Source organism: Kribbella sp. NPDC002412, assembly GCF_053592935.1.
In genome coordinates this window covers 44,199-67,216 of record NZ_JBSFBL010000019.1, presented here as the reverse complement: position 1 = coordinate 67,216, position 23,018 = coordinate 44,199, and the positions used below count along the sequence as shown (strand labels likewise).

Here is a 23,018-nt window from a genome sequence, read left to right as displayed (position 1 = left end):
ATGTTTATGTAATGAACGCAACCCGCCCGGCGCCTGGGTCGCAGGCTTCGCTGCGCGAAGCCAACCGCGAGCGCGTTCTGGGAGTCGTCCGGCAGCACGGCCCCCTGACCCAGGTCGAGATCGCCGCCGCCTCCGGCCTGTCCGCCGCCACCGTGTCGAACATGGTCCGCGAGCTCGACCAGGCCGGCATGGTCGGCCTGTCCCGCAGCATCCGCAACGGCCGCCGCGCCGTACTCGTGTCCCTAGCGTCCGGCGGCGGGCTGCTCGCCGGGGTGGCGTTCGGCGAGCGGGACGTCCGGGTCGCGATCGCCAACGAGTCCCGCGAGATCCTCGCCCAGCAGCTGATGCCGCTGCAGGCCGACCACGTCGCCGACGACGGGATGGAGCGCGCCGCCCGGCTGCTCGCCGACCTGGCCGAGACGGTCAGCTCGGGCGTCGAGGACATCGCCGCGATCGGGTTCGGGCTGCCGGCGCCGGTCGACTCGGTCAGCGGTGAAGCCGGCTCCGACGCCGTACTGCCGGGCTGGCGCGGCGTCAACGTCGCCGAGGCGATGGCCGGCCACCTGCGCGCGCCGGTCGCGCTCGACAACACCGCCAACCTGGCCGCGCTCGGCGAGCTCCGCAACGGCGCGCTTCGCGGCGTCCGGCACGGCTGCTACCTGAAGTTCTCGTACGGCGTCGGCGCCGGGATCGTGCTGGCCGGCGAGGTGTTCCGGGGCTCGGCCGGTACGGCGGGCGAGATCGGGCACCTCACCATCGACGAGAACGGGCCGATCTGCCGGTGCGGGAACCGCGGCTGCCTGGACACGTTCGTCGGGTCGCGGGCGCTGATCAACAGCCTGGCCGCGTCGCACGGCCCGCTCCGGCTGAAGGACATCGTCTCCCGGGCGCTGCAGGACGACCTCGGCTGCCGCCGGGTGATCGAGGACGCCGGCCGCCGGGTCGGCGTCGCCGTGGCCGGCCTGGTGAACCTGCTGAACCCCGAGGTGATCGTGGTCGGCGGCCTGATGGCCGAAGCCGGAAACCTGATCCTCGACCCACTCCGCGAGGCCCTGGACCGCTGCGCCATCCCCAGCGCCGCCGCCACCGTCGAACTCCGCCGCGCCGAACTCGGCGACGAAGCCGACATCCAAGGCGCCATCCACCTCGCCTCAGTCCTAAGCCACACCCAAGCCACCAAAACCTTCGCCTGACCCCACCTCGGCGCTACGCGCCACCACACGCGGCACGGCACGCCGGCGCCCGGGCGGGGTGTGCGGGGCGCCGCCCCTGGCCGACTGCATGCGGGATGCCGCCCGTCGGGCTCCGTCCCGGTGCTCCTCCGGTTCTGGGCTTCCGGGACCAGGACGCCCGCCTGGCACCGCAGCGCGGCGGAGGCGCGGTGCCCCCGACCGATCACGTTTGTAACGCCAATATGTCTATTTCTTGAATTCAAGTCTTGACGCCAAGGCCCAGCGCAGCTTGACTTCGGTCAGGCCTACTCGGGCCATCACGTCAAGGAGCCGCCACATGTTCGTCTCTCCATCCCGTCTCGTCGGGCTCGGCCTGACCGTCTCGGCCCTCGCCCTGTCCTTGGTGGCCTGTGGGTCGGACGAACCCGCCGCCGGAGGCTCCGGCGAGGCCAAGAAGATCGCGCTGCTGCTGCCCGAGTCGAAGACCACCCGCTACGAGGCGCTGGACCGGCCGCTGTTCACCGAGGCGCTCAAGGCGGCCTGCGCCGACTGCGAGCTGATCTACAGCAACGCCGACCAGGACGCGGCCAAGCAGCAACAGCAGGCCGAGGCCGCGCTGACCCAGGGCGCGAACGTGCTGGTGCTCGACCCTGTCGACGGCAAGGCCGCCGCCGCGGTGGTCGCCTCCGCGAAGGGCCAGAACGTCCCGGTGATCGCCTACGACCGGTTCATCGAGAACGCCGACTACTACGTCTCCTTCGAGAACGAGGCGGTCGGCAAGCTCCAGGCGCAGACCCTGGTCGACGCCCTGAAGGCGGCCGGCAAGACCTCCGGCAACCTGGCCATGATCAACGGCTCGCCGACCGACCCGAACGCGGCCGACTTCAAGAAGGGCGCGCACAGCGTGCTCGACACCAGCGGGTTCAAGGTCGCCGCCGAGTTCGACACCCCGGACTGGAGCCCGGACAAGGCGCAGGCCTGGATGGAAGGCCAGCTCAGCGCGATCAAGAACGGCCTGGTCGGTGTGTACGCCGCCAACGACGGTACGGCGGGTGGCGCGATCGCAGCGCTCAAGGGTGGCGGCGTGACCCCGCTGCCGCCGGTCACCGGCCAGGACTCCGAGCTCGCCGCGATCCAGCGGATCGTCGCCGGCGACCAGGCGATGACCATCTACAAGGCCGTGAAGCCGCAGGCCGAGGCCGCCGCCAAGGGCGCGGTGGCGCTGGCGAACGGCGGCAAGCCGGAATCGACCACCGACAAGAACGGCGTGCCGTCGACGATCCTCGACCCGGTCGCCGTCACCAAGGCCAACATCAAGGACACCGTGGTGAAGGACAACATCTACAAGGTGACCGACATCTGCACCGCGTCGTTCGCCGCCGCCTGCACCGCCGCCGGCCTCAGCTGACCCCCGGGACACCCGTTCCGGAACCGGAAAGGGTGTCCCGGCCGCCGGATCGCCGCGATCATGGCCTGAAGACAAAGCCCCAGGAGGCTGATCGAGTGACTGTCACCCCCACACCGGCCCCGGTCGGCACCAGCACGGTGCTGTCCCTGCGGGGCATCTCCAAGCGCTTCGGCGCGGTCCAGGCCTTGAAGAACATCGAGCTGGACGTCCGGGCCGGTGAGGTCCTGGCACTGGTCGGCGACAACGGCGCCGGCAAGTCGACGCTGGTGAAGACGATCGCCGGCGTCTACACCGCCGACGACGGCACGATGGTGTTCGACGGCCGGGAGGTGCGGGTCGGCAGTCCGGCCGAGGCGCAGCAGCTCGGGATCGCCACGGTCTTCCAGGACCTGGCCCTGTGCGACAACCTCGATGTGGTCGCGAACCTGTACCTCGGCCGGGAGCTGCGTACGGGCAAGGTGCTCGACGAGGTCGAGATGGAGCGCTCGTCGTGGGAGCTGCTCCGGCAGCTGTCAGCGAAGATCCCGTCGGTCCGGATCCCGGTGGCCAGCCTGTCCGGCGGTCAGCGGCAGACCGTCGCGATCGCCCGCTCGCTGCTCGGCCAGCCCAAGGTGGTGATGCTGGACGAGCCGACCGCGGCTCTCGGCGTGGCTCAGACCGCCGAGGTCCTCAACCTGGTCGAGCGGCTCCGCGAGCGCGGGCTGGCCGTGATCCTGATCAGCCACAACATGGCCGACGTGATGGCGGTCGCGGACCGGGTCGCCGTACTGCGGCTCGGCCGGAACAACGGCGTCTTCGTGGTCAGCGAGACCAAGACCCAGGACATCATCGCCGCCATCACCGGCGCCACGGACAACGCGGTCTCCGAGCGCGCAGCGCGCCGGACCCGTGAGGAGGGGACCGCATCATGACGCTGCACGGATCCGAGATCCGGCCGCAGGACGCCCCACGCCCGAGCAACGGGAACGGGAACGGCGCGGGAGGCAGCGCGGAGCTGCCGGCCGACCTGCAGGACGAGCGGCTGATCGCCAGCCACGGCATCAGCGGCGCCGTCTCGGCGTTCACCGCGCGGCTGCGGTCCGGCGACCTCGGCTCGGTCCCGGTGGTGGTCGGCCTGATCATCATCTGGGCGGTCTTCCAGATCGCGAACAGCTCGTTCCTGTCCAGCCGCAACCTGGTCAACCTCACCCTGCAGACCACCTCGGTCGGAGTGATTGCCATCGGCATCGTCCTGGTCCTGCTGCTGGGCGAGATCGACCTCTCGGTCGGTTCGGTCAGCGGGCTGTCGGCCGCCGTACTGGGGGTCACGTTCGTGAACCAGGGCTGGCCGCTGGTGCTGTCGCTGCTGCTCGGGGTCGCGCTCGGGCTGGCGATCGGCTTGTTCTACGGCGCGCTGTACACCCGGTTCGGCGTGCCGAGCTTCGTGATCACGCTGGCCGGTCTGCTCGGTTTCCTCGGCCTGCAGCTGCTGGTGCTCGGCAAGGAGGGCTCGCTGAACCTGCCCTTCGGCTCCGCGCTCGTCGGGTTCGCCACCCGCAGCTTCCTCTCCCCCGCGCTGGCCTACGGGCTGGTCGCGGTGGTCGTCGCGGTGTACGTGCTGACCAGGCTGCGCGGCAGACGCGCCCGCGTCGCGGCCGGGTTGTCGGCGGCGCCGAACTCGATCATCGCGATCAAGGCCGGTGCGCTCGCCGTCGTACTGCTGATCCCCGTCGTCATCCTGAACGGCGACCGCGGGGTGTCGTCGATGTTCCTGCTCTTCCTCGGCCTGGTGGTGGCCACCGACTTCGCCATCCGGCGGACCCGCTGGGGCCGCTCGGTGGTTGCCGTCGGCGGCAACGTGGAAGCCGCCCGGCGGGCCGGTATCAACGTCCGGATGATCTACCTGTCGGTGTTCGCGGCCTGCTCCACCTTCGCCGCGGTCGGGGGTCTGCTGGCGGCCGCCCGGCTGGTCGCGGTGAACCAGAGCAGCGGTGGCGCGGACACCAACCTGAACGCGATCGCGGCCGCGGTGATCGGCGGCACCAGCCTGTTCGGCGGCCGTGGTTCGGCGTACTCCGCGCTTCTCGGCGCCCTGGTGATCATGTCGATCTCGAACGGCCTCGCGCTGCTCAGCCTCGACTCCAGCGTCCGCTACATGGTGACCGCCGGTGTCCTGCTGATCGCCGTCACCATCGACTCCCTCAGCCGCCGCAGCCGGCAAGCGCACGGGCGCGCCTAGAGCACGGCGGGCTCTCCCCTGACCCTGACCAGGAGGGAGCCCGCCGTTTCCATTCCGGCAGCCTGCTCTGGTGGCAGGATGTGCCGCATGAAGTCCAGAAGACCCATCAGGGCGGAGCAAACCAGCGAGGGCCACACCGTCACGACGCTGGAGCTGTTCTTCGACCTGGTGTTCGTGTTCGCGCTGACCCAGATCACCGCGCTGATGGCCCACGACCTCACCTGGCACGGCGTACTGCGCGGTGTCCTGCTGACCGGGCTGCTGTGGTGGAGCTGGATCGGCTTCTCCTGGCTGTGCAACCTGGTCAAGGCCGACGAGGGCGCAGTCCGGGGCGTGATGCTCGCCTCGATGGCTGCTCTGTTCCTGATCGCGCTGGCCATCCCGGAGGCGTTCGACGACCTTCCGGGTGGCCTGCCCGGCCCGGTGGTCATCGCCGGCGCCTACTTCATCTTCCGCACGCTCCATCTGGTGCTCTTCTGGCTGATCGCCGAGGGCGACCGGCAGCTACGCCGTACCCTTCTCCGCTTCTCGCTGTCGATGCTCGGCGCCAGCGCGTTGCTCGTGGTCGCTTCGCAGTACGACGGCCGGACGCAGACGTTGCTGTGGGCCGCCGCACTGGCCGTCGACTACGGCGGCACCTACCTCATCGACGCGCACGGCTGGCGCTTCCACTCCGCGTCGCACTTCGCGGAGCGGCACGGGCTGATCGTGATCATCGCGCTCGGCGAGTCGATCGTCGCGATCGGTGTCGGCGTCACCGACCTGCCGATCTCCTGGCCGATCCTGATCGCCTCCGTGCTCGGTCTGATGGTGTCGTCCGCGCTGTGGTGGATCTACTTCGACGCGACCGTCCTGTACGGCGAGCACGCGCTGGCGTCCGAGCCGGAGGACACCCGGACCGCCCTCGCCCGGGACGCGTACACCTTCCTGCACTTCCCGATGGTGGCCGGGATCATCCTGCTCGCGCTCGGCCTGAAGAAGGTGCTCGAGTACGTCGGTGACACCGAGCATCACGACGTCGCCGACCCGCTGAAGGGCATCGGGCTCTGGGCGCTGTTCGCCGGCGTCATCTTCTATCTCCTGGGACACGTCGGCTTCAAGTGGCGGACGATGCACCGGCTGAGCATGTCCCGGCTCGTCACGGCGGCGCTCGCGCTGGTCGCCGTACCCCTGATCACGAAGGTCCCGGCGCTCGGGCAACTCGGCGTGCTGACTGTCTTATTGGCGGGGTTGGTCACCTTCGAGTCGATCCGGTTCGCCCAGGAGCGAGACGAACTGAAGCACGGCGAGCAGCACACCTAACAGGAGAAGGCTCCGCGGCGCGAACACTCCCCAGAAGTCGGAACTGAATTTCTCAGTCCAACTTCCGGGGAGCAGTTCAGCGTGCGGGGCCTTCTTCAACACCTCAGGCTGTGGCGGCGGTCAGGTCGACCTTGGGCTCGGCGAAGTGGCAGGCGGCGGAGTGACCGGCCGGGGACTGCGGCTTGGCCTCGAGCGGCGGCTCGTGGGTCGCGCAGATGTCCTCGGCCTTCCAGCAGCGGGTCCGGAACCGGCAGCCGCTCGGCGGGTCGATCGGCGAGGGCACGTCGCCGACCAGCCGGATCCGCTCCTTCGGCGGGACACCGCGGATGGTGCCCAGGTCGGGCGCGGCGGACAGCAGCGCCTGCGTGTACGGGTGCTGCGGAGCGCCGTAGATCTGCTCCCGCGGGCCCTGCTCGACGATCTTGCCCAGGTACATCACCGCGACCTGGTCACAGAAGTGCCGGACCACGCCGAGGTCGTGGGCGATGAACACGAACGCGATGCCGAGGTCGCGGCGCAGGTCCTCCAGCAGGTTCATAACCTGGGCCTGGATGGACACGTCCAGCGCGGACACCGGCTCGTCGGCGATGATCACCTCCGGCTCCACCGCGAGCGCCCGGGCGATGCCGATCCGCTGCCGCTGGCCGCCGGAGAACTCGTTCGGGTACCGGTTGTGGTGCTCGGGGTTCAGGCCGACCCGCTCCAGCAGCTCCTGGACCCGGTCGAGCTCCTTGCCGCGCTTGACCAGGTTGTGCACCCGTAGCGGCGTGCTGATGATGTTGCTGACCGTCTGCCGCGGGTTCAGCGAGCTGTACGGGTCCTGGAAGACGATCTGCAGCTGGCGGCGGAACGGGCGCAGGTCCCGCTCCTTCAGCTGCGCGATGTCGGTGCCCTTGAACCTGATCTGCCCCGACGTCGGGGTCAGCAGCCGGGTGATCATCCGGCCGGTGGTCGACTTGCCGCAGCCGGACTCGCCGACCAGGCCGAGGCTCTCGCCGGCCTTCAGGTCGAAGCTGACGCCGTCCACGGCCTGGACCAGCTTCCTGGTCCGGCCCAGCCCGGCCGCCTCCTTGATCGGGAAATGCATCTTCAGGTCGCGGACCTGCAGCAGCGGTGCTCCCGCGGCCGCCGGTACGGCGTCGACCGTACGCACGTTGTCGCTCATCTCTCTCCTCAGCCCCGCTCAGCCCAGTCTCGGCGCGACCTCGGCCTCGTAGATCGAGGCCTTGTCGTGCAGATGACAACGGGACGTGTGGGCACCGGCGCCGTCGACCGGCAGCAGCTCGGGCAGGTCGGTGGTGCAGCGCTCGCCCTTGACCCGGTCCTTGTAGGGACAGCGCGGGCTGAACGAGCAGCCGATGGGCAGGTTCAGCAGGCTCGGCGGCAGACCCTTGATGGGGCGCAGCCGCTCGTTCGCGGCCGACACGGTCGGGATCGACTCCAGCAGACCCCAGGTGTAAGGCATCCGCGGCCGGGCCAGCACATCCTCGGCGGTGCCGTACTCGACGCAGCGGCCGGCGTACATCACCAGCACGTCGTCGGCCATCTCGGCGACCACGCCCAGGTCGTGGGTGATCAGCACGATCGCGGAGCCGAACTCCTTCTGCAGGTTGTTCAGCAGGTCCAGGATCTGCGCCTGCACGGTCACGTCGAGCGCGGTGGTCGGCTCGTCGGCGATCACCAGCTTCGGGTCGTTGACCAGGCCCATCGCGATCATCGCGCGCTGCCGCATACCGCCGGAGAACTCGTGCGGGTACTGCGAGAACCGGCGCTGCGGGTTCGGGATGCCGACCAGGTCGAGCATCTCGATCGCGCGCTTCTTCGCGACCTCCTTGCTGACCTTGTGGTGCACCCGGTAGGCCTCGACGATCTGGTTGCCGACCGGGTACAGCGGGTGCAGCGAGGACTGCGGGTCCTGGAAGACCATCGCGACGGCGTCGCCGCGGACCTTCATCAGGTCGCTCTCCGGCAGGCCGACGATCTCGTCGCCGCCGAGCGTGATCGAGCCGGTGATCTGGGTCCGCCGGCGGTCGTGCAGGCCCATCACGGCCATGCTCGACACCGACTTGCCGGAGCCGGACTCACCGACGATCGCCAGCGTGCGGCCGAGCGGGACCGAGTAGCTCAGCCCGTTCACCGCGCTGACCACACCGTCGGCGGTCGGGAACCTCACGGTCAGGTCCTCGACCACCAGGTACGGCGTCTCGCCGCTCGGGTTGATCGCGCCCTGACGGCGTTCGCGGGTGACGACCGACGGCCGCTTCAGCTCATCATTCATGCTCATGTCAGCCTCACTCGTGGGTCGATCAGGCTGTAGCCGACGTCGACGAGGAAGTTCATCGCGACGAGGATGACCGAGGCGACCAGGACGGTGCCCATGATCACCGGCAGGTCGTAGTTGTTCAGGCTCTCCAGCACGAGGTTGCCCAGACCCGGCAGGTCGAAGATCCGCTCGGTGAAGATCGCGCCGGCCAGGCTGCCGGCGATGTCCAGGCCGAAGATCGTGATGACCGGGATCATCCCGGAGCGCAGCGCGTGCTTGTAGGTCACCTGCCGGTCCGACAGGCCCTTGGCCCGGGCGGTCCGGATGTAGTCCTCGCTGAGCGCCTCGACCATCGAGCCGCGGGAGTAGCGCGCGTACTGCGTGCAGTTGTAGACGCCAAGCACCAGCCAGGGGGTGAGCAGGCCGGCGAACCAGGCGCCCGGGTTGTCGCTGAACGGCGTGTAGCCGCCGCGCGGCAGGATCGGGTACAGGATCGTCAGGTACAGCGAGACCATCAGGGCGACGATGTAGTACGGCACCGAGCTCAGGATGAGGGTGCTGCTCATCAGCGCGCGGTCGCCGAGGGTGCCACGTCTCTTCGCAGCCATCGAGCCCACGAAGACACCAATGGTCAGGACCATCACCGCGTACCCGAGCACCAGCGAGACCGTGACCGGCAGCCGGTCCTTCAGCATCTGCGTGACCGGCCGGTCGTTCTTGAAGGAGAAGCCCAGGCAGGGCACGTTGCATTCCTGCTTCACGCCGGCCGTCTCGAAGGTCCGCCCGGCGACGATGCCCACCGTGTACTCGGCGAACTGCTGCACCTTGGGCCGGTCGAGGTGCAGGTTTTCCTTGATTTCGTTGTATCGCTCCTGGGTGCAGTTGCGATCACCACAGATCGCCGCGGCCGGGTCGGTCGGGGCGACGAAGAACAGCGTGAAGGTCGCGATCAGCGTGACCAGCACGACGCTGAGCGCGCTCACCAGCCGGCGCGCCACGAAGTAGAGCACGAGGGTTTCTCCTCACCGATCGGGGTGGTGACCGGACCGAGGCCCGGTCGCCACCCCTCCATCAGATGATCAGACTGCAGGTACTACGGCAGTCCGGATCAGGGCTGCTTCAGGTACATCGAGGTGAACTCCGGCAGGCCCTGGGTCGGGTCGTTGACGACGTGACCGAGGTTCTTGCCGATCGGGTAGTAGCTGGCCGCGTAGTACAGCGGGATCAGCGGCAGGTACTTCTCCATGATCATCTTGTCGATCTTCGGCCACTCCTTGAGCTGCTGGTCCGGAGCCAGGCCGTTGACGCGGTCGATCTCGGCGTCCAGGGACTTGTCCTGGATCATGCCGATGCTGTTGCTCAGCTCGACGGCGTCGGAACGGAACAGCACCGGGAACCAGCTACCGCCGGACGGCCAGTCCGAGCACCAGCCCGACGGGCCCTGGCCGATGTTCACCGGCGCGGCCGGGTCGTTGCGCATCGTCCGGATCTTGGCCTTCGGGACACCGATCGCGTTCACCTTGAAGCCGGCCGCGGTGTAGACCTGGGTCCGCAGCTGGTTGACCTGGGTGGCGATCTTGTCGTCGTTGGAGTAGTACCAGCTGAGCTCGAAGTTCTCCTTGCCGAGCTCCTTCAGCTTGGCCTTGATCTCCTCGGCGACCGCCGGGTCCTCCGCGCCCTTGCCCTTGCCGGTCAGGCCCGGCAGCTCGTACTTCTCGTGGCCGGGAACGGCCGGGGGCAGGATCGTCGAGGCCGGAATCGCGCTCTCCGGGCTCAGGCCGGCGACCTTGCGGTAGGTGTCGAACGGGTAGGCCTTGGCGATCAGCTGCCGGACGTCCATCGGGATCTTCCGGGTGTCGAGGCCCCAGACCTGGGTGCACGGCTGCGCGCCGGTCACGATCTGGCTCTTGTCCTTCAGCTCCGGGATGAGGCTGGCGTCCAGGTCGGAGTAGTTCATCGCGTTCGCGTCCGGACCGGAGCTGGCCAGCACCTGGCGCTGCACCTTCAGGGTGTCCTGGCCGAACTTGAAGTCCCAGGCGTCCGGGTACTGGTAGCGCACCGGGTCGGTGTTCGGGTCCCAGTGCGGGTTCTTCTTGAGCTTCAGCTCGGTGCCCGGGTTGTACAGGTCGACCATGTACGGACCGGTGGCCATCGGCTTCAGGTCGTAGCTCTTCTTGGTGTCCTTCGCCTTCGGGATCGGCGTGAACATCGGGAAGGCGGCGTAGAACGGCAGGTCGTCGAACTTCTTCGCCAGGTGGATGATCAGCGTGTTGTCGTCCGGCGTCTCGACCCCGGCGTAGTTGTCGCCGCTGGCGTACGGGCCCTTGTAGGTCTTGCCGTCCTTGAAGTACTCGTTCTGGTACGTCGGTCCGGCGTCGTACAGGTCGTGCGCGAAGGAGCGCTTGATCGCGTACGCGTAGTCGGCCGCCTTCACCGGCGTGCCGTCCATGTACTTGATGCCCTGCTTGAGCTTGAACGTCCAGGTCAGGCCGTCGGCGGACTTGGTGCCGAGGTCCTCGGCCAGGTCCGGGACCAGGGTCGGCTTCTGGGTCTTCTCGTCGAGCTTGTACTGCGTCAGCGCGCGGTACATCAGCTTGCCGATCTGGTTCCCGTCGGTGAAGTAGATGTTCGTCGGGTCCAGCGTGTCCGGGGTGACGTCGGACAGGACGGTGATGGTGCCGCCCTTCTTCGCGCCCTCGAGCTCCTTCGCCGGGCCCTTGGCCGTCGCGTCGGTGGCCTTCTCCTGGGCCGTTCCCGCGTCGCCCGTGTTGGCGTCACTGTTGTTGTTCGACGACGGGCTGCCGCACGCCACCGCGGCCAGCATGACCGTCGCCACAACGGCGGTGATCCGTTTCCACTGCATTTGTCGTGTTTCTCCTTTTCTGCCGCTGGGGCAACGCCGGGCTACCGGCGGGTCTTGGGGTCGAAGGCGTCGCGGACGGCGTCTCCGAGCAGGGCGAGGGACAGCACCAGCGCCGTGATGCCCAGCACGGGCAACCACAGGTACAGCGGATCCGCCTTGAACCAGTTGGTCGCGGTGGCGATCGTCTGACCCCAGGACGGGATCGGCTCGATCAGGCCGACACCGAGGAAGGACAGGCCGGCCTCGGCGGTCACGTACGCCGGCAGCGCCAGCGACGCCGAGATCACGATCGGCGCGACCAGGTTCGGCAGCAGCTCCTTGAACAGCACCTGCGAGGTGGGGACGCCGATCGCCTTCGCCGCGAGCACGAACTCGCGCTCGCGCAGGGACAGCACCTCGCCGCGGATGATCCGGGCCAGGCCGGCCCAGCCGAAGAACGAGAGCACGAAGATCAGCACGAAGAACCGGGTCGAGGCCTGCTCACCGGGCGACAGGTTGAAGGAACCGCCGCGCATGCTCTCCACGATCGGCACCATCGCGATCGCGAACAGCAGGTACGGCAGGCTCAGCACGAAGTCGATCACCCAGGAGATGACCCGGTCGACCCACCCGCCGAGGAAGCCGGCCAGCAGGCCCATCACGACACCGACGATGGTGCCGAAGGCAGTCGCGGTGAAGGCCACGATCAGCGACGGGCGGGCGCCGTACACCCAGCGGGCGAAGTTGTCCCGGCCGGTCTTCGGCTCGACGCCGAACCAGTGCTGGCCGTTCACGGCGATGGTCGGGAACCCGTACTCGTCGACCAGCTCAGGGTGGAAGGTGCCGATGTCGGCGCCCTCGATCTTGGTGAGCAACGGCGCGAACACCGCCACCAGGATGAAGAACAGCACGATGGCGGCGCAGGTGACGGCGACCTTGTCCTTGCGGAGCCGGTCCATCGCGATCCGGGTCGGAGATTTGCCGTGCGGTACGGCGGAGTCCCGAACCGGCTCGGCGGATGCCGGGTGGTCCTCGACACCAACTGTCGAGTCGGGTGAACCGATGCTCATTCGCGCTCCGTCAGCTCTGTCAGCCAGGTTTCGTTCGGGGAGGGGGATCCAGCCACGATCTGTAGATCGGGGTAGAGCCTCGGTCGATGGCGGGTTCGCGTCAAATTCACTTGACGACCTACCCCGCCGCAACCGCGCGCTAGCCTGCCCGACGCCGACGACCGCTTGCCAGCGGCCTTGGGTTCGAAGGCACGAATCGTTACCGGAACTTCAAAAGCGACCGAACTTTTACATCGAATACTCACGCTGCGCAGTCATTCGAATGCGAATAGCGTCGGCACAGGCTCGCCAGCGTCCATTTTGTGCCAGCTTTTGACGCAGCGTAGTCAAATCTCGCGGAGGGTGGACACTACGGTGAGTAGCAATTTCGGGTGAATGTGACCTGTTCAACAGGCCGGCGGCGCGTTTCAGCCGAGGCCGAGGAGCGTTTGCTGGTGCCGCATTTCCTGGACCGCGTGGCTGACGCCCGGGTCGTCGCTGATCGCGGTCTCGAGAATTCGGCGGGCTTCGGCGGGCCGTCCGCGCGCGACGCTCAGCCGGGCCCGGCCGATCGCGTTGGCGGCCGCCCCGGACGCGTCCGGGCGACGGGTCAGGATCTCGGCCGCACGCTGCAACAGCGTGTCCGCGGCGTCCGGATCTCCGGTCAGGATCAGCAACTGGGCTTCGGTGTTGTCGACGTGCGCGGTGCCGAGCTCGTCGCCGATCCGGGTGACGATCTCGCGCGCCTCGCCCAGGACCGCGGTCAGCTCGGGCACGTGCGACGCACCGAGGTCGACGTCGGCGAGCAGCGCCTCGGCAAGCATGACCAGGCGGATCGCGTGCAGCCGGGTCCCCGGAGCACTGAGTGCACAAGCCTCCCGGCGCGCCACCTGGCCTTCCGGGATCCGGCCGAGCATCACCAGCGCGCCGCCCAGCTGGTCCATCGCCCTTGGTCGTGCAGACTCGGCCTCGGGGTCCGCGTCCACCAGCGCGACCATCTCGTGCGCAATCTGCAACGACCGCTGGAAGTCTCCCCGCGCGGACGCGGCCCAGGAGACCTGGTTCATCGCCGCGATACGCAAGGCCACGCGCCCGGTCCGTTCGGCCGACGCGAGTCCCCGTTCCGCCTGTTGCAGCAGGCTTTCCGGCGGTGTGCCGGCCTGCGCCAAGGCGCCGAACAGGGACCTGTCGAGCTCTGCCTCGAGCTCGGCCTCGTCGACTCCGGCCACCGCATCTCTGGCCGACTGCAGGACCTCTTGCCGGGTGTCGCGGACGTCGCGGATCGCGAGAAACCCGTTCATTCGCAGGGCAAGCGTGCCGGCCAGCCGCGGCCAGTCCTCGATCGCCAGGCCGACGGCGGCACGCACCACCGGCGCCTCGACATCCAGCCAGGACGCTCCGGCCGCTGCCGCTGCCTCGGCCTCCGGAAGCTCCCGGCCTTCGCCGCGATCGAGTTCGATGTTGCTCACGGCATGATCGATTTGCTCGTCTGCAATCGTTAGCAAGCGAAGTACGGCGCTCAAGTAACGACGCTCCACCTCGCTGTCGGCCGTCGTACCGGACAGCTCCACAGCAAGCGAGCGGACAAGGCCGTGCAGGCCGTAGCGGGGTGGTTGCAGGCGTCGGGTTTGCACGAGGCCCAGCGAGACAAGGCCATCGAGGACTTGCTGCGCACTGTCCTCGTCCAGGTCCAGCAGCGGCGCCGCGACCCAGGACGCGAACTCGTCCGCGCCAACCAGAGCAAGGCGCGCGAAGAGCTGCCGGGCCTGTGTGGTCGCGACGCTCAGCGTCAGGTCGAGGCTGGCCCGCACGGCTCGATCGCCGGCAACCAGGTAGTCGAGCCGCTGCGACTCGTCCGCCAACGTTTGTACGACGTCCGCGACATCCTCATGGATCAAGGCCAATCGGGCACCGACGATGCGCAGCGCCAGTGGCAGTCCGGCGCAGTGTGGAACCACGTCGGCGACTCGGGTAGTCCCGAGACCGGACAGTGCGCCGAGCAACTCCGCACTCGTCTCCTCCGACAACGGCCGAAGCTCCCGGTGCGTTGCGTCCTCAAGACCGAGCATCGGCTGCCGCGAGGTGACGATCACGCCACACCCACCACCTGCAGGCAGCAACGACCGCAGCTGGCCGGCGTCGATGGCGTCGTCGAACACCAGCAGCGCAGTCTTGTCCGCCAGCCTGCTCCGCAGCAGTGCCGACCGGGCTTCCAGGCTCTCCGGGATCTCCGAACCGTCGACACCCAGCGACCGCAGCAGCTGCGCAAGGACAGTCCGCGCCAAGATCCCCTGCCCGTTGACATCCTGCAGCCGCGCGAACAACTGACCGTCCGGATACCGCTCGGCCAACTGATGCGCCAACCGCACCGCTGCAGCGGACTTTCCGGTCCCGGCCGCGCCGTACAGACACACCACCGCCGGTACGCCGGACGGCCGCCCTGCGCTCAGCAGCTCGTCAGCCAGCTCCCGCAGTACGTCGTCCCGGCCGACCAGGATGCTTACGTCCGCAGGAAGTTCGCGTGGCACCGACGACCCGGTCACCAGGTCGAGTGACGGGTCCTGTCGCAGGATCGCGACCTGCAGGTCCCGGACCTCGGCGCCGAGCTCCACGCCCAGCTCTTCGTCCAGGTGCCGGGCCAGCTCGGCGTACGCGGCCAGGGCATCCGCCTGCCGGCCGGACCGGTAGAGGGCGAGCATCGTCGCCGCGGCGAACGTCTCCCGCGCCGGCTGGGCGGTCGTCAGGCGCGCCAGCTCAGGCAGCAGTTCCTGATGCCGGCCGAGAGCGAGGTCGGTGGTCAGCCGGAGCTCCTCGGCGGCCCAGCGCGACTCTTCCAGGCCGGCACAGAGTCGCCGCCGTACGTCGTCGCTGGTGACGTCCGCGAGCGCCGGTCCGCGCCACAACGCCAGCGCATCCGCCAGCAGCTTGGACCGGTGCTCCAGGTCGTCCGTACGCCGGGCCTGCTCGACCAGATCGTTGAACTGCTCGATGTCGGTCCGGCCCAGCGGCGCGTGGACGGCGTACCCCTCGGAGCCACTGGTCAGGCGTACGTCGGCCGCCAGCACGGACCGCAGCCGGGACATGTAGACCTGCAGCGCCCGCTTCGGGTTGTCCGGCATGGCATCCGGCCACAGCAGGTCGATCAGGCGCTCCGGAGGCACCGCCTTGCCTGGCTCCAGCAGCAGTACGGCGAGCAGCAGGCGTTCCTGGCGTCGTTTCAGCGCGACCTGGGTGCCACTCGACCAGATCTGTACTGGACCGAGCAGCCGGAACTCCACGGCGCCAGCTTAGTGGTAAGCGCCTGGTAACAGCGCGCACACATCATCACTGCATCGACCCAGCCGATGCGAGGAGACCAATGAAGGCGGCCACCTGGGAGTGGTGACGCGGTGGGCGGCAGAAAACCTGCCGCCCCGCCGCTGGTCAGCTCTCCCGCACGTGCACCGTGACGAACGGCGGCTTGACCACGTCGAAGGCCTCCTGGCGGCCCCGGATGTCGACGACTACCTGGTCGCCTTCCTTGACCGTCGCGTCCAGCAGCGCCAACGCGATGCCCTTCTTCAGCGTCGGCGAGAACGTGCCGGACGTCACCTCACCGAGCGCCGTGCCGGACTGGTCGAGCACCGTCATGTGCGGCCGCGGGATGCCCCGCCCCGCCGCGAGCAGGCCGCGCAGGATCCGGGCCGCGCCGCGCTCCTTCTCCGCCCGGAGCGCCTCGTCGCCCCAGAAGTGCTCCTTCGTCCAGCCGACCGCCCAGCCCGACCGCGCCTGCACCGGCGTGATGTCCGGCGTGATGTCCTGGCCGTGCAGCGGGTACCCCATCTCGGTCCGCAGCGTGTCCCGCGCCCCGAGCCCGGCCGGCACGATCCCGTACTGCGCTCCGGCCTCGAGCAGCGCGTCGAACACGGCGACCGCGGCCGCGTTCGGCACGACGAGCTCGTAGCCGCGCTCACCCGTGTAACCGGTCCGGCAGACGACGACCGGCGTACCGGCGAAGTCCGCGGTCGCGAACGACATGTAGTCGTGCCCGGTCGGCAGCCCGATCGCGCTCACCACGTCGTCGCTGTTGGTGCCCTGGACGGCGAGGATCGCGTAGTCGTCGTGCGTGTTGGTGACCACGACGCCGTCCGGCGCGGTGGCCTGCAGCAGCCGGACCACCTCGGCGGTGTTGGCCGCGTTCGGGATCAGGAACACGTCGTCGTCGGCGTGCAGGTAGGCGATCAGGTCGTCGACCACTCCCCCGCGCTCGTTGCAGCACAACGTGTACTGCGCCTGGCCGGGCGCGATCTTGCCCAGGTCGTTGGTCAGGCACGAGTTCACGTACGCCGCGGCGCCCGGGCCCTGCACGGTCGCCTTCCCGAGGTGGCTCACGTCGAAAACCCCGACGGAGGAACGCACCGCGGTGTGCTCGGCGACGACCCCGGAGTACTCCAGTGGCATCTCCCACCCACCGAACTCGGCGAACTTCGCGCCGAGGGCGACATGGCGCTCGTGGAGCGGGGGCTTCTTCAGTTCAGGCGACGATGAAGCAGACGTGGTCATGGAGCGGAACTTACCCGACGCGTAGCATGCGGAGGCAGCATTCACGTACCGTCACGACCGGCCCCTCTGCCCGCCGGTCAAGGAGGACTGAGATTTTCGTGAGCACCATCACCCTGAGCAAGTCCGATGCAGCCGGTGTCCGGACCGACGCCGTGGTCATCGGCGTGGTCAAGGTCGGCGGCGGTGTCACCCTGCCGGCCGGCACCGAGTCGCTGAACGCCGCGTACGGCGGGAAGCTGGTGGAGGTGCTGTCCGGTCTCGGCGCCACCGGCAAGGCCGGCGAGGTGACCAAGGTGCCCGGGCCGAAGCCGGGCAAGTCGGCCACCCTGATCGCGGTCGGCCTCGGCGAGGCGCCTGACGGTGCGCTGAAGACCGAGGACCTGCGGACGGCGGCCGGCGCCGGCATCCGGGCCGCCAAGGCGTCCCAGTCGGTCGCCTTCGCGCTGCCGACGCCGGACGCCGACTGCATCCGCGCGATCGCCGAGGGCGCCCTGCTCGGCCGGTACGCGTTCACGGCGTACAAGTCCAACGACTCCGCCCCGGAGGCGCCCGGCAACCTGACCGTGCTGACCGACCTGGCCCGGCACAAGGACGCCAGGACCGCGCTCGAGCGCGCCGAGGTGACCGCCGACGCGGTCCGCCAGGTGCGCGACTGGGTGAACACGCCGCCGTCGGACCTGAACCCGGCCGACTTCGCCGCCGAGGCGGTCAAGCTCGGCAAGGAGCACGGCGTCAAGGTCGAGGTGCTGGACGAGAAGGCGCTGACCAAGGGCGGGTACGGCGGCATCCTCGGCGTCGGCCAGGGGTCGGCGAACCCGCCGCGGCTGATCCGGATCAGCTACACCCCGAAGAAGCCGGTCACGCACCTGGCGTTCGTCGGCAAGGGCATCACCTTCGACTCCGGCGGCCTGTCGCTGAAGACGGCCAGCGGGATGATCAGCATGAAGGCCGACATGGCCGGCGCCGCCGCGGTGATCGGCGCGACCGTCGCGATCGCCCGGCTCGGCCTGCCGGTCCAGGTGACCACGTACGCCGCGATGGCCGAGAACATGCCGTCCGGCTCGGCGGCCCGGCCGTCCGACGTGCTGACCATGTACGGCGGCAAGACCGTCGAGGTGCTGAACACCGACGCCGAGGGCCGGCTCGTCCTCGGCGACGCCCTGGTCCGGGCGTCCGAGGACCAGCCCGACCTGATCGTCGACGTGGCCACCCTGACCGGCGCCTGCGTCGTTGCCCTGGGCACCAAGGTGGCCGGCGCGTTCGCGAACACCGACACCGCCCGGGACCGGGTGGTGGACGCCGCGGTCGCGGCCGGCGAGGCGATGTGGCCGCTGCCGATCCCGGCCGAGATGCTGGACAAGCTGAAGTCGCACTCCAAGGTCGCCGACCTGGCCAACATCACCGGCGAGCCGTGGGGCGGCGCGCTGGCCGCGGCCGCGTTCCTCGGCGACTTCGTTGCTGATGGCATCGACTGGGTGCACCTGGACGTGGCCGGCCCGGCCTTCAACGAGGGCTCCGCCTCCGGCTACACCCCAGCCGGCGGCACCGGCTACGCCGTACGCACCCTGGTAGAACTAGCCGCCTCAGCAAGCTGAGCACCGAGTCTCGAGGGTGAGATCAGCCAGCTCACCCTCGAGCAGGTACCTCACCTGAGCTGGTGCCAGGCATCTGTCAGTCCCAGGCCGGTGAAGCGCAGGGTCTGGACCGGAAGATCCACCTGTACGACGCCTTCGGGTCGCGGGAGTCCGACACCGTTGCCCCGGGCATGGAGCTGGTGACGTTCGGGTACGGCGGCTGACCACCGGGCTGGCGACTTGTCACGACCTGCGGTTCGCGGACCAGTTCACGGCGCTGGAGCGGCTGGGTGCGGAGCTGGTCGTCGTACCGGCGTCGTGGGGTGCGGGGCCGGGCAAGGATGAGCAGTGGGACCTGCTGACGCGGGCGCGCGCTGCGGACGCTCAGGCGTGGCTGCTGCCGTCCGGCAGCGCGTCCCCATCCTCTAGGGCCGGCACAGTCTCTAGGCGAGGCCGTTCTTCTTCATGCGGGCGTTGTACTCGCGCATGCGAGGCGGGTAGCCGACCACGGCGGCGTCGTACGACGGGATCCCCAGCTTGTTGGCGAAGTTGTGCGCCCACTCGACCGAGGGGACCCGTCGCCGGGTCCACTCGCCGTCGATGGCGACCAGCAGCAGGGTGTACTCCGTCACCGCCGTCCGCGGCTCGACGAAGCCCTCGACGCCCTGGCGGGTTTGGGCGAACTCCCGCAGGTGCGCCTGATCGGGGTTGTCCGACCGGCGTATCGTGCCCGGCTTCTGCCGGCGACCGAACCACTTCATGGGGCAAGTGTCCCCTATCTCCCCAACCAAGGGCACGAAATCGTTGGTAACGGTTCCGGGTGGCCCGGGGGTGGCACCCGGCGGCAGCGGTGAAAAGATGACGCCGGGCCCTGCCCGCGATCCGGGCCGCCCGCCGACCAGACCCACGGAGGAACCTGTGACTGAGAGTGGTACGACGTACGACCTGGTGATACTCGGTGGCGGCAGTGGTGGATATGCCGCCGGTTTGCGCGCCGCGACGCTGGGGTTGTCGGTGGCGCTGGTGGAGAAGGACAAGGTCGGCGGGACGTGTCTGCACCGCGGCTGCATCCCGACCAAGGCGCTGCTGCACGCCGCGGAGGTGGCCGACTCGGCGCGCGAGGGTGAGCAGTTCGGTGTGCGCACCACGCTCGAGGGTGTCGACATGGGCGGGGTGAACAAGTACAAGGACGGCGTCGTCGACCGGCTGTTCAAGGGCCTGCAGGGCCAGCTGAAGGCCCGCGGCATCACCGTCATCGAGGGCGAAGGCCGCCTCACCTCCCCGACCACGGTCGAGGTCGCCGGGACGACGTACACCGGCCGCAACGTGATCCTGGCGTCCGGCTCGTACTCGCGGTCGCTGCCCGGGCTGGAGCTGGACGGGCACCGGGTCATCGCGAGTGAACACGCGTTGACGCTGGACCGCGTCCCCGAGTCCGCCGTCGTGCTGGGTGGCGGGGTGATCGGGGTCGAGTTCGCCTCCGCGTGGACCTCCTTCGGCACCAAGGTCACCATCGTCGAGGCATTGCCGCGGCTGGTGCCCGCCGAGGACGCCGACTGCTCCAAGACGCTCGAGCGCGCGTTCCGGAAGCGGAAGATCGCGTTCAAGACCGGTACGCCGTTCGAGTCCGTCGAGGTGGTGGACAACGGCGTCCGGGTGACCGTCGCCGGCGGTGAGGTGATCGAAGCCGAGGTGCTGCTGGTCGCCGTCGGCCGTGGCCCCAACACGTCGGGTCTGGGGTATGAGGAGGTCGGGGTCGCCCTCGACCGTGGCTTCGTGACCGTCGACTCGACGCTGCAGACCAGCGTGCCCGGCGTGTACGCGGTCGGCGACATCGTCCCCGGCCTGCAACTCGCGCACCGCGGCTTCCAGCAGGGCATCTTCGTCGCCGAGCACATCGCCGGGCTATCGCCGGCCCCGATCGACGAGGCCGGCATCCCGCGGGTCACGTACTCCGAGCCCGAGGTCGCCTCGGTCGGGCTGACCGAGGAGCAGGCCCGGGAGAAGTACGGCGACGTCGACATCCTCAACTACAACCTCGGCGGCAACGGCAAGAGCCAGATCCTGAAGACCCAGGGCTTCGTGAAGCTGGTCCGGGCCAAGGACGGCGCTGTGGTCGGGCTGCACATGGTCGGCTCCCGTGTCGGGGAGCTGATCGGCGAGGCCCAGCTGATCTACAACTGGGAGGCCTACCCGGCCGACGTCGCGCCGCTCGTGCACGCCCACCCCACCCAGAACGAGGCCCTCGGCGAGGCCCACCTGGCGCTCGCCGGGAAGCCGCTGCATTTCCATGATTGAGATCCCCGGACGGACCACTGGCCCGTCCGAGTAGGTTTGAGCCCGTGGGAGCGCGCTGGGTCCGCTGACCCGGATCCGGCTCGTTCCGGCGGCACCGTAGGCTGACCTCGACCGATCTGACGAAGGAGCAACGACCGTCATGCCGACCTCTGTATCCCTGCCGGCCCTCGGGGAGAGCGTCACCGAAGGAACCGTCACCCGCTGGCTCAAGCAGGTCGGCGACACGGTTGCCGTCGACGAGCCCCTGCTGGAGGTCTCGACCGACAAGGTCGACACCGAGATCCCCTCGCCCGTGGCCGGTACCTTGCTCGAGATCAAGGCCGCCGAGGACGAGACCGTAGAGGTCGGCGCCGAACTGGCCGTCATCGGCGACGCCGGCGAGTCCTCCGGCTCCGCGCCAGCCGAGCAGGCCGCTCCAGCCCAGGAAGCGCCCGCGCAGGAGGCGCCTGCACAGGAGGCCCCCGCTCAAGAGGCCCCTGCCCAGGAAGCGCCCGCACAGGAAGCTCCGGCTCAGGAAGCGCCCGCCGCGGAGGCCGCTCCCGCTCAGGAGGCGCCCGCTGCTGAGGCCGCGCCCGCCGAGCAGGCGCCGGCCGCATCCAACGGAGCAGCTTCCGGTACGCCGGTCACGCTGCCGGCGCTGGGTGAGAGCGTGACCGAGGGCACCGTCACCCGCTGGCTGAAGCAGGTCGGCGACGACGTTGCCGTGGACGAGCCCCTCCTCGAGGTCTCCACCGACAAGGTCGACACGGAGATCCCGAGCCCGGTCGCCGGCAAGCTCCTCGAGATCAAGGTCGCCGAGGACGAAACCGTCGAGGTCGGCGCCGAGCTGGCCATCGTCGGCTCCGGCGACGCGGCCCCCGCGTCCTCCGCCCCGGCCCCGGCCGAGGCCCCCGCCTCCTCCGCGCCGGCCTCGGCTGAGGCTCCCGCGGAAGCCCCGGCCCAGGCGCCCGCGGCCCAGGCCCCGGCTCCGGCCGCCGCGCCGGCCCCGGCGGCAGCACCGGCTCAGGCTCCGGCCCAGGCCCCCGCTGCCCAGCCGCCCGCAGCAGCCCCGGCGCCCCAGGCCGCCCCCGCTGCGCAGGCTGCCCCGGCTCAGGCCGCTCCGGCCGCATCGGCACCGGCCCCAACCCAGGCAGCCTCCCCCAACGGGGAAGGCCCCAACTACGTCACCCCGCTGGTCCGCAAGCTCGCGGCCGAGCACCAGGTAGACCTCAACGCCGTACAGGGCACCGGCGTTGGCGGCCGAATCCGCAAGCAGGACGTCATCGCCGCCGCCGAAGCCAAGAAGGCCGCGGCAGCAGCTCCCGCCGCCGCGCCCGCCGCCTCGGCCCCGGCAGCCGCCGCGAAGCCCGCGACGATCAGCCCGCTCCGCGGCACCACCGAGAAGATGAGCCGGATCCGCAAGGCGATCGCCAGCCACATGGTGAACTCGCTGAAGGTCTCGGCCCAGCTGACCACCGTGGTCGAGGTCGACGTCACCGAGATCGCCAAGCTGCGGAACGCGAAGAAGGCCGAGTTCGAGGCCCGCGAGGGCGTCAAGCTGTCCTTCCTGCCGTTCTTCGCCCAGGCCGCGGTCGACGCGCTGAAGCAGTACCCGAAGCTCAACGCCTCGATCGACGAGGAGAAGGGCGAGATCACCTACCACGCCGCCGAGCACCTCGGTATCGCCGTGGACGTGGAGAAGGGCCTGATGGTCCCGGTCGTGCACAACGCCGGTGACCTGAACATCGCGGGCCTGGCGAAGAAGATCGCCGACCTGGCCGACCGCACCCGCAACAACAAGGTGCTGCCGGACGAGATGGCCGGCGGCACCTTCACCATCACCAACACCGGCAGCCGCGGCGCCCTGTTCGACACCCCGATCCTGAACCAGCCCCAGGTCGGCATGCTCGGCACCGGCGCCGTCGTGAAGCGCCCGGTCGTCATCACCCACCCGGAGCTCGGCGAGACCATCGCCATCCGCCAGATGGTCTACCTGGCTCTCACCTACGACCACCGCCTGGTGGACGGCGCCGACGCCGCCCGCTACCTCACCGCCGTCAAGCAGCGCCTCGAAGAGGCCCAGTTCGACGTCTGATCCCTCGAAGAAGCCTTGGCGCCGGCTCGTCCCTCTGGACGGGCCGGCGCTTTGGTTTCCAACCTGACGGCGGTCACAAGTAAGTCGGCAGACGCGATGCCCACAGTGACGCGTAGTGAGACGATCGGTCCCGAACCCGCGTTGGGCCCTCCGTGGCGCCCAGCCGCTCCTGGTCCCGCCGAGTCGGAAGCGTGCAGCGCACCCGACTCGTTCCTGTTGCGTCGGAGAGCCAGTGCAAGTGGCGAGCACCAGCCCGGTTACTGTCTGACCCCGGAC

17 protein-coding genes and 1 pseudogene are annotated in these 23,018 nt (G+C 69.4%); 10 read left to right on the top strand and 8 right to left on the bottom strand.

Features of this window, described 5'->3' with window-relative positions; all coding sequences use genetic code 11:
• Window positions 1-11: 11 nt before the first annotated feature.
• From ACWCOV_RS17520 to ACWCOV_RS17500, 5 genes are all read left to right on the top strand, one after another.
• Complete coding sequence (locus ACWCOV_RS17520) at window positions 12-1,193, top strand: ROK family transcriptional regulator (protein ID WP_449830300.1); 1,182 nt, start codon at window positions 12-14, stop codon at window positions 1,191-1,193.
• 316 nt (window positions 1,194-1,509) lie between these two features.
• Complete coding sequence (locus ACWCOV_RS17515) at window positions 1,510-2,580, top strand: substrate-binding domain-containing protein (protein ID WP_449830299.1); 1,071 nt, start codon at window positions 1,510-1,512, stop codon at window positions 2,578-2,580.
• Between the two features lie 95 nt (window positions 2,581-2,675).
• On the top strand, window positions 2,676-3,491 hold the full coding sequence (locus tag ACWCOV_RS17510) for an ATP-binding cassette domain-containing protein (protein ID WP_449830298.1): 816 nt from the start codon (window positions 2,676-2,678) through the stop codon (window positions 3,489-3,491).
• A complete protein-coding gene (locus ACWCOV_RS17505) occupies window positions 3,488-4,798 on the top strand; it encodes a sugar ABC transporter permease (protein ID WP_449830297.1) in 1,311 nt (436 codons plus the stop codon). The genes ACWCOV_RS17510 and ACWCOV_RS17505 overlap by 4 nt, the downstream gene beginning before the upstream one ends.
• A gap of 87 nt (window positions 4,799-4,885) precedes the next feature.
• Window positions 4,886-6,100, top strand: coding sequence for a low temperature requirement protein A (locus ACWCOV_RS17500; protein ID WP_449830296.1), 1,215 nt, complete (start codon window positions 4,886-4,888; stop codon window positions 6,098-6,100).
• A gap of 103 nt (window positions 6,101-6,203) precedes the next feature.
• Here the strand turns inward: ACWCOV_RS17500 and ACWCOV_RS17495 are convergent, their stop codons facing one another.
• The 7 genes from ACWCOV_RS17495 to gcvT all read right to left on the bottom strand — a co-directional run bounded on the left by ACWCOV_RS17495 (window position 6,204) and on the right by gcvT (window position 16,796).
• Window positions 6,204-7,265: an ABC transporter ATP-binding protein gene (locus ACWCOV_RS17495; protein WP_449830295.1), complete on the bottom strand. Its 1,062-nt coding sequence runs from the start codon at window positions 7,263-7,265 to the stop codon at window positions 6,204-6,206.
• Between the two features lie 18 nt (window positions 7,266-7,283).
• Window positions 7,284-8,384: an ABC transporter ATP-binding protein gene (locus tag ACWCOV_RS17490; protein WP_449830294.1), complete on the bottom strand. Its 1,101-nt coding sequence runs from the start codon at window positions 8,382-8,384 to the stop codon at window positions 7,284-7,286.
• Window positions 8,381-9,373 carry an ABC transporter permease gene (locus tag ACWCOV_RS17485; RefSeq protein WP_449830293.1) on the bottom strand — a complete coding sequence of 331 codons (993 nt, stop codon included), beginning with the start codon at window positions 9,371-9,373 and terminating at the stop codon, window positions 8,381-8,383. The genes ACWCOV_RS17490 and ACWCOV_RS17485 overlap by 4 nt, the downstream gene beginning before the upstream one ends.
• A 98-nt stretch (window positions 9,374-9,471) precedes the next feature.
• The gene (locus ACWCOV_RS17480) at window positions 9,472-11,226 is read right to left on the bottom strand and encodes an ABC transporter substrate-binding protein (protein ID WP_449830292.1); all 1,755 of its coding nucleotides are present in this window, start codon (window positions 11,224-11,226) and stop codon (window positions 9,472-9,474) included.
• Window positions 11,227-11,267: 41 nt separating this feature from the next.
• Window positions 11,268-12,275: an ABC transporter permease gene (locus ACWCOV_RS17475; RefSeq protein ID WP_449830291.1), complete on the bottom strand. Its 1,008-nt coding sequence runs from the start codon at window positions 12,273-12,275 to the stop codon at window positions 11,268-11,270.
• A gap of 407 nt (window positions 12,276-12,682) precedes the next feature.
• Window positions 12,683-15,532 (bottom strand): BTAD domain-containing putative transcriptional regulator, encoded by a 2,850-nt coding sequence (locus tag ACWCOV_RS17470; RefSeq protein ID WP_449830290.1) that lies wholly within the window; start codon window positions 15,530-15,532, stop codon window positions 12,683-12,685.
• 145 nt (window positions 15,533-15,677) lie between these two features.
• The gene (gcvT, locus tag ACWCOV_RS17465) at window positions 15,678-16,796 is read right to left on the bottom strand and encodes a glycine cleavage system aminomethyltransferase GcvT (protein WP_449830289.1); all 1,119 of its coding nucleotides are present in this window, start codon (window positions 16,794-16,796) and stop codon (window positions 15,678-15,680) included.
• Window positions 16,797-16,894: 98 nt separating this feature from the next.
• On the opposite strand from gcvT, the gene ACWCOV_RS17460 reads away from it, so the two are divergent.
• The 3 genes and pseudogenes from ACWCOV_RS17460 to ACWCOV_RS17450 form a co-directional block, all read left to right on the top strand.
• Entirely contained in the window at window positions 16,895-18,391 is a 1,497-nt protein-coding gene (locus ACWCOV_RS17460; protein WP_449830288.1) for a leucyl aminopeptidase, read from the top strand.
• 62 nt (window positions 18,392-18,453) lie between these two features.
• Window positions 18,454-18,594 (top strand): hypothetical protein, encoded by a 141-nt coding sequence (locus ACWCOV_RS17455; RefSeq protein WP_449830287.1) that lies wholly within the window; start codon window positions 18,454-18,456, stop codon window positions 18,592-18,594.
• A pseudogene (locus ACWCOV_RS17450) lies at window positions 18,591-18,725 on the top strand (carbon-nitrogen hydrolase family protein); the annotation flags it as partial. The gene ACWCOV_RS17455 and the pseudogene ACWCOV_RS17450, both read left to right, overlap by 4 nt.
• A gap of 88 nt (window positions 18,726-18,813) precedes the next feature.
• On the opposite strand, the gene ACWCOV_RS17445 reads toward ACWCOV_RS17450, so the two are convergent.
• Entirely contained in the window at window positions 18,814-19,131 is a 318-nt protein-coding gene (locus ACWCOV_RS17445) for a hypothetical protein (RefSeq protein ID WP_449830286.1), read from the bottom strand.
• Window positions 19,132-19,288: 157 nt separating this feature from the next.
• On the opposite strand from ACWCOV_RS17445, the gene lpdA reads away from it, so the two are divergent.
• Together lpdA and sucB are read left to right on the top strand one after the other, a co-directional pair.
• Entirely contained in the window at window positions 19,289-20,668 is a 1,380-nt protein-coding gene (gene lpdA, locus ACWCOV_RS17440) for a dihydrolipoyl dehydrogenase (protein ID WP_449830285.1), read from the top strand.
• A gap of 139 nt (window positions 20,669-20,807) precedes the next feature.
• The gene (gene sucB, locus ACWCOV_RS17435; RefSeq protein WP_449830284.1) at window positions 20,808-22,742 is read left to right on the top strand and encodes a 2-oxoglutarate dehydrogenase, E2 component, dihydrolipoamide succinyltransferase; all 1,935 of its coding nucleotides are present in this window, start codon (window positions 20,808-20,810) and stop codon (window positions 22,740-22,742) included.
• The last annotated feature ends 276 nt before the right edge of the window (window positions 22,743-23,018 follow it).

Bases quoted from the DNA above. Each gene is read 5' to 3' on its own strand.
- ACWCOV_RS17520 (WP_449830300.1), top strand. From the start codon at position 12: ATGAACGCAACCCGCCCGGCGCCTGGGTCGCAGGCTTCGCTGCGCGAA.
- ACWCOV_RS17515 (WP_449830299.1), top strand. From the start codon at position 1,510: ATGTTCGTCTCTCCATCCCGTCTCGTCGGGCTCGGCCTGACCGTCTCG.
- ACWCOV_RS17505 (WP_449830297.1), top strand. From the start codon at position 3,488: ATGACGCTGCACGGATCCGAGATCCGGCCGCAGGACGCCCCACGCCCG.
- ACWCOV_RS17500 (WP_449830296.1), top strand. From the start codon at position 4,886: ATGAAGTCCAGAAGACCCATCAGGGCGGAGCAAACCAGCGAGGGCCAC.
- ACWCOV_RS17495 (WP_449830295.1), bottom strand. From the start codon at position 7,265: ATGAGCGACAACGTGCGTACGGTCGACGCCGTACCGGCGGCCGCGGGA.
- ACWCOV_RS17490 (WP_449830294.1), bottom strand. From the start codon at position 8,384: ATGAGCATGAATGATGAGCTGAAGCGGCCGTCGGTCGTCACCCGCGAA.
- ACWCOV_RS17480 (WP_449830292.1), bottom strand. From the start codon at position 11,226: ATGCAGTGGAAACGGATCACCGCCGTTGTGGCGACGGTCATGCTGGCC.
- ACWCOV_RS17475 (WP_449830291.1), bottom strand. From the start codon at position 12,275: ATGAGCATCGGTTCACCCGACTCGACAGTTGGTGTCGAGGACCACCCG.
- gcvT (WP_449830289.1), bottom strand. From the start codon at position 16,796: ATGACCACGTCTGCTTCATCGTCGCCTGAACTGAAGAAGCCCCCGCTC.
- ACWCOV_RS17445 (WP_449830286.1), bottom strand. From the start codon at position 19,131: ATGAAGTGGTTCGGTCGCCGGCAGAAGCCGGGCACGATACGCCGGTCG.
- sucB (WP_449830284.1), top strand. From the start codon at position 20,808: ATGCCGACCTCTGTATCCCTGCCGGCCCTCGGGGAGAGCGTCACCGAA.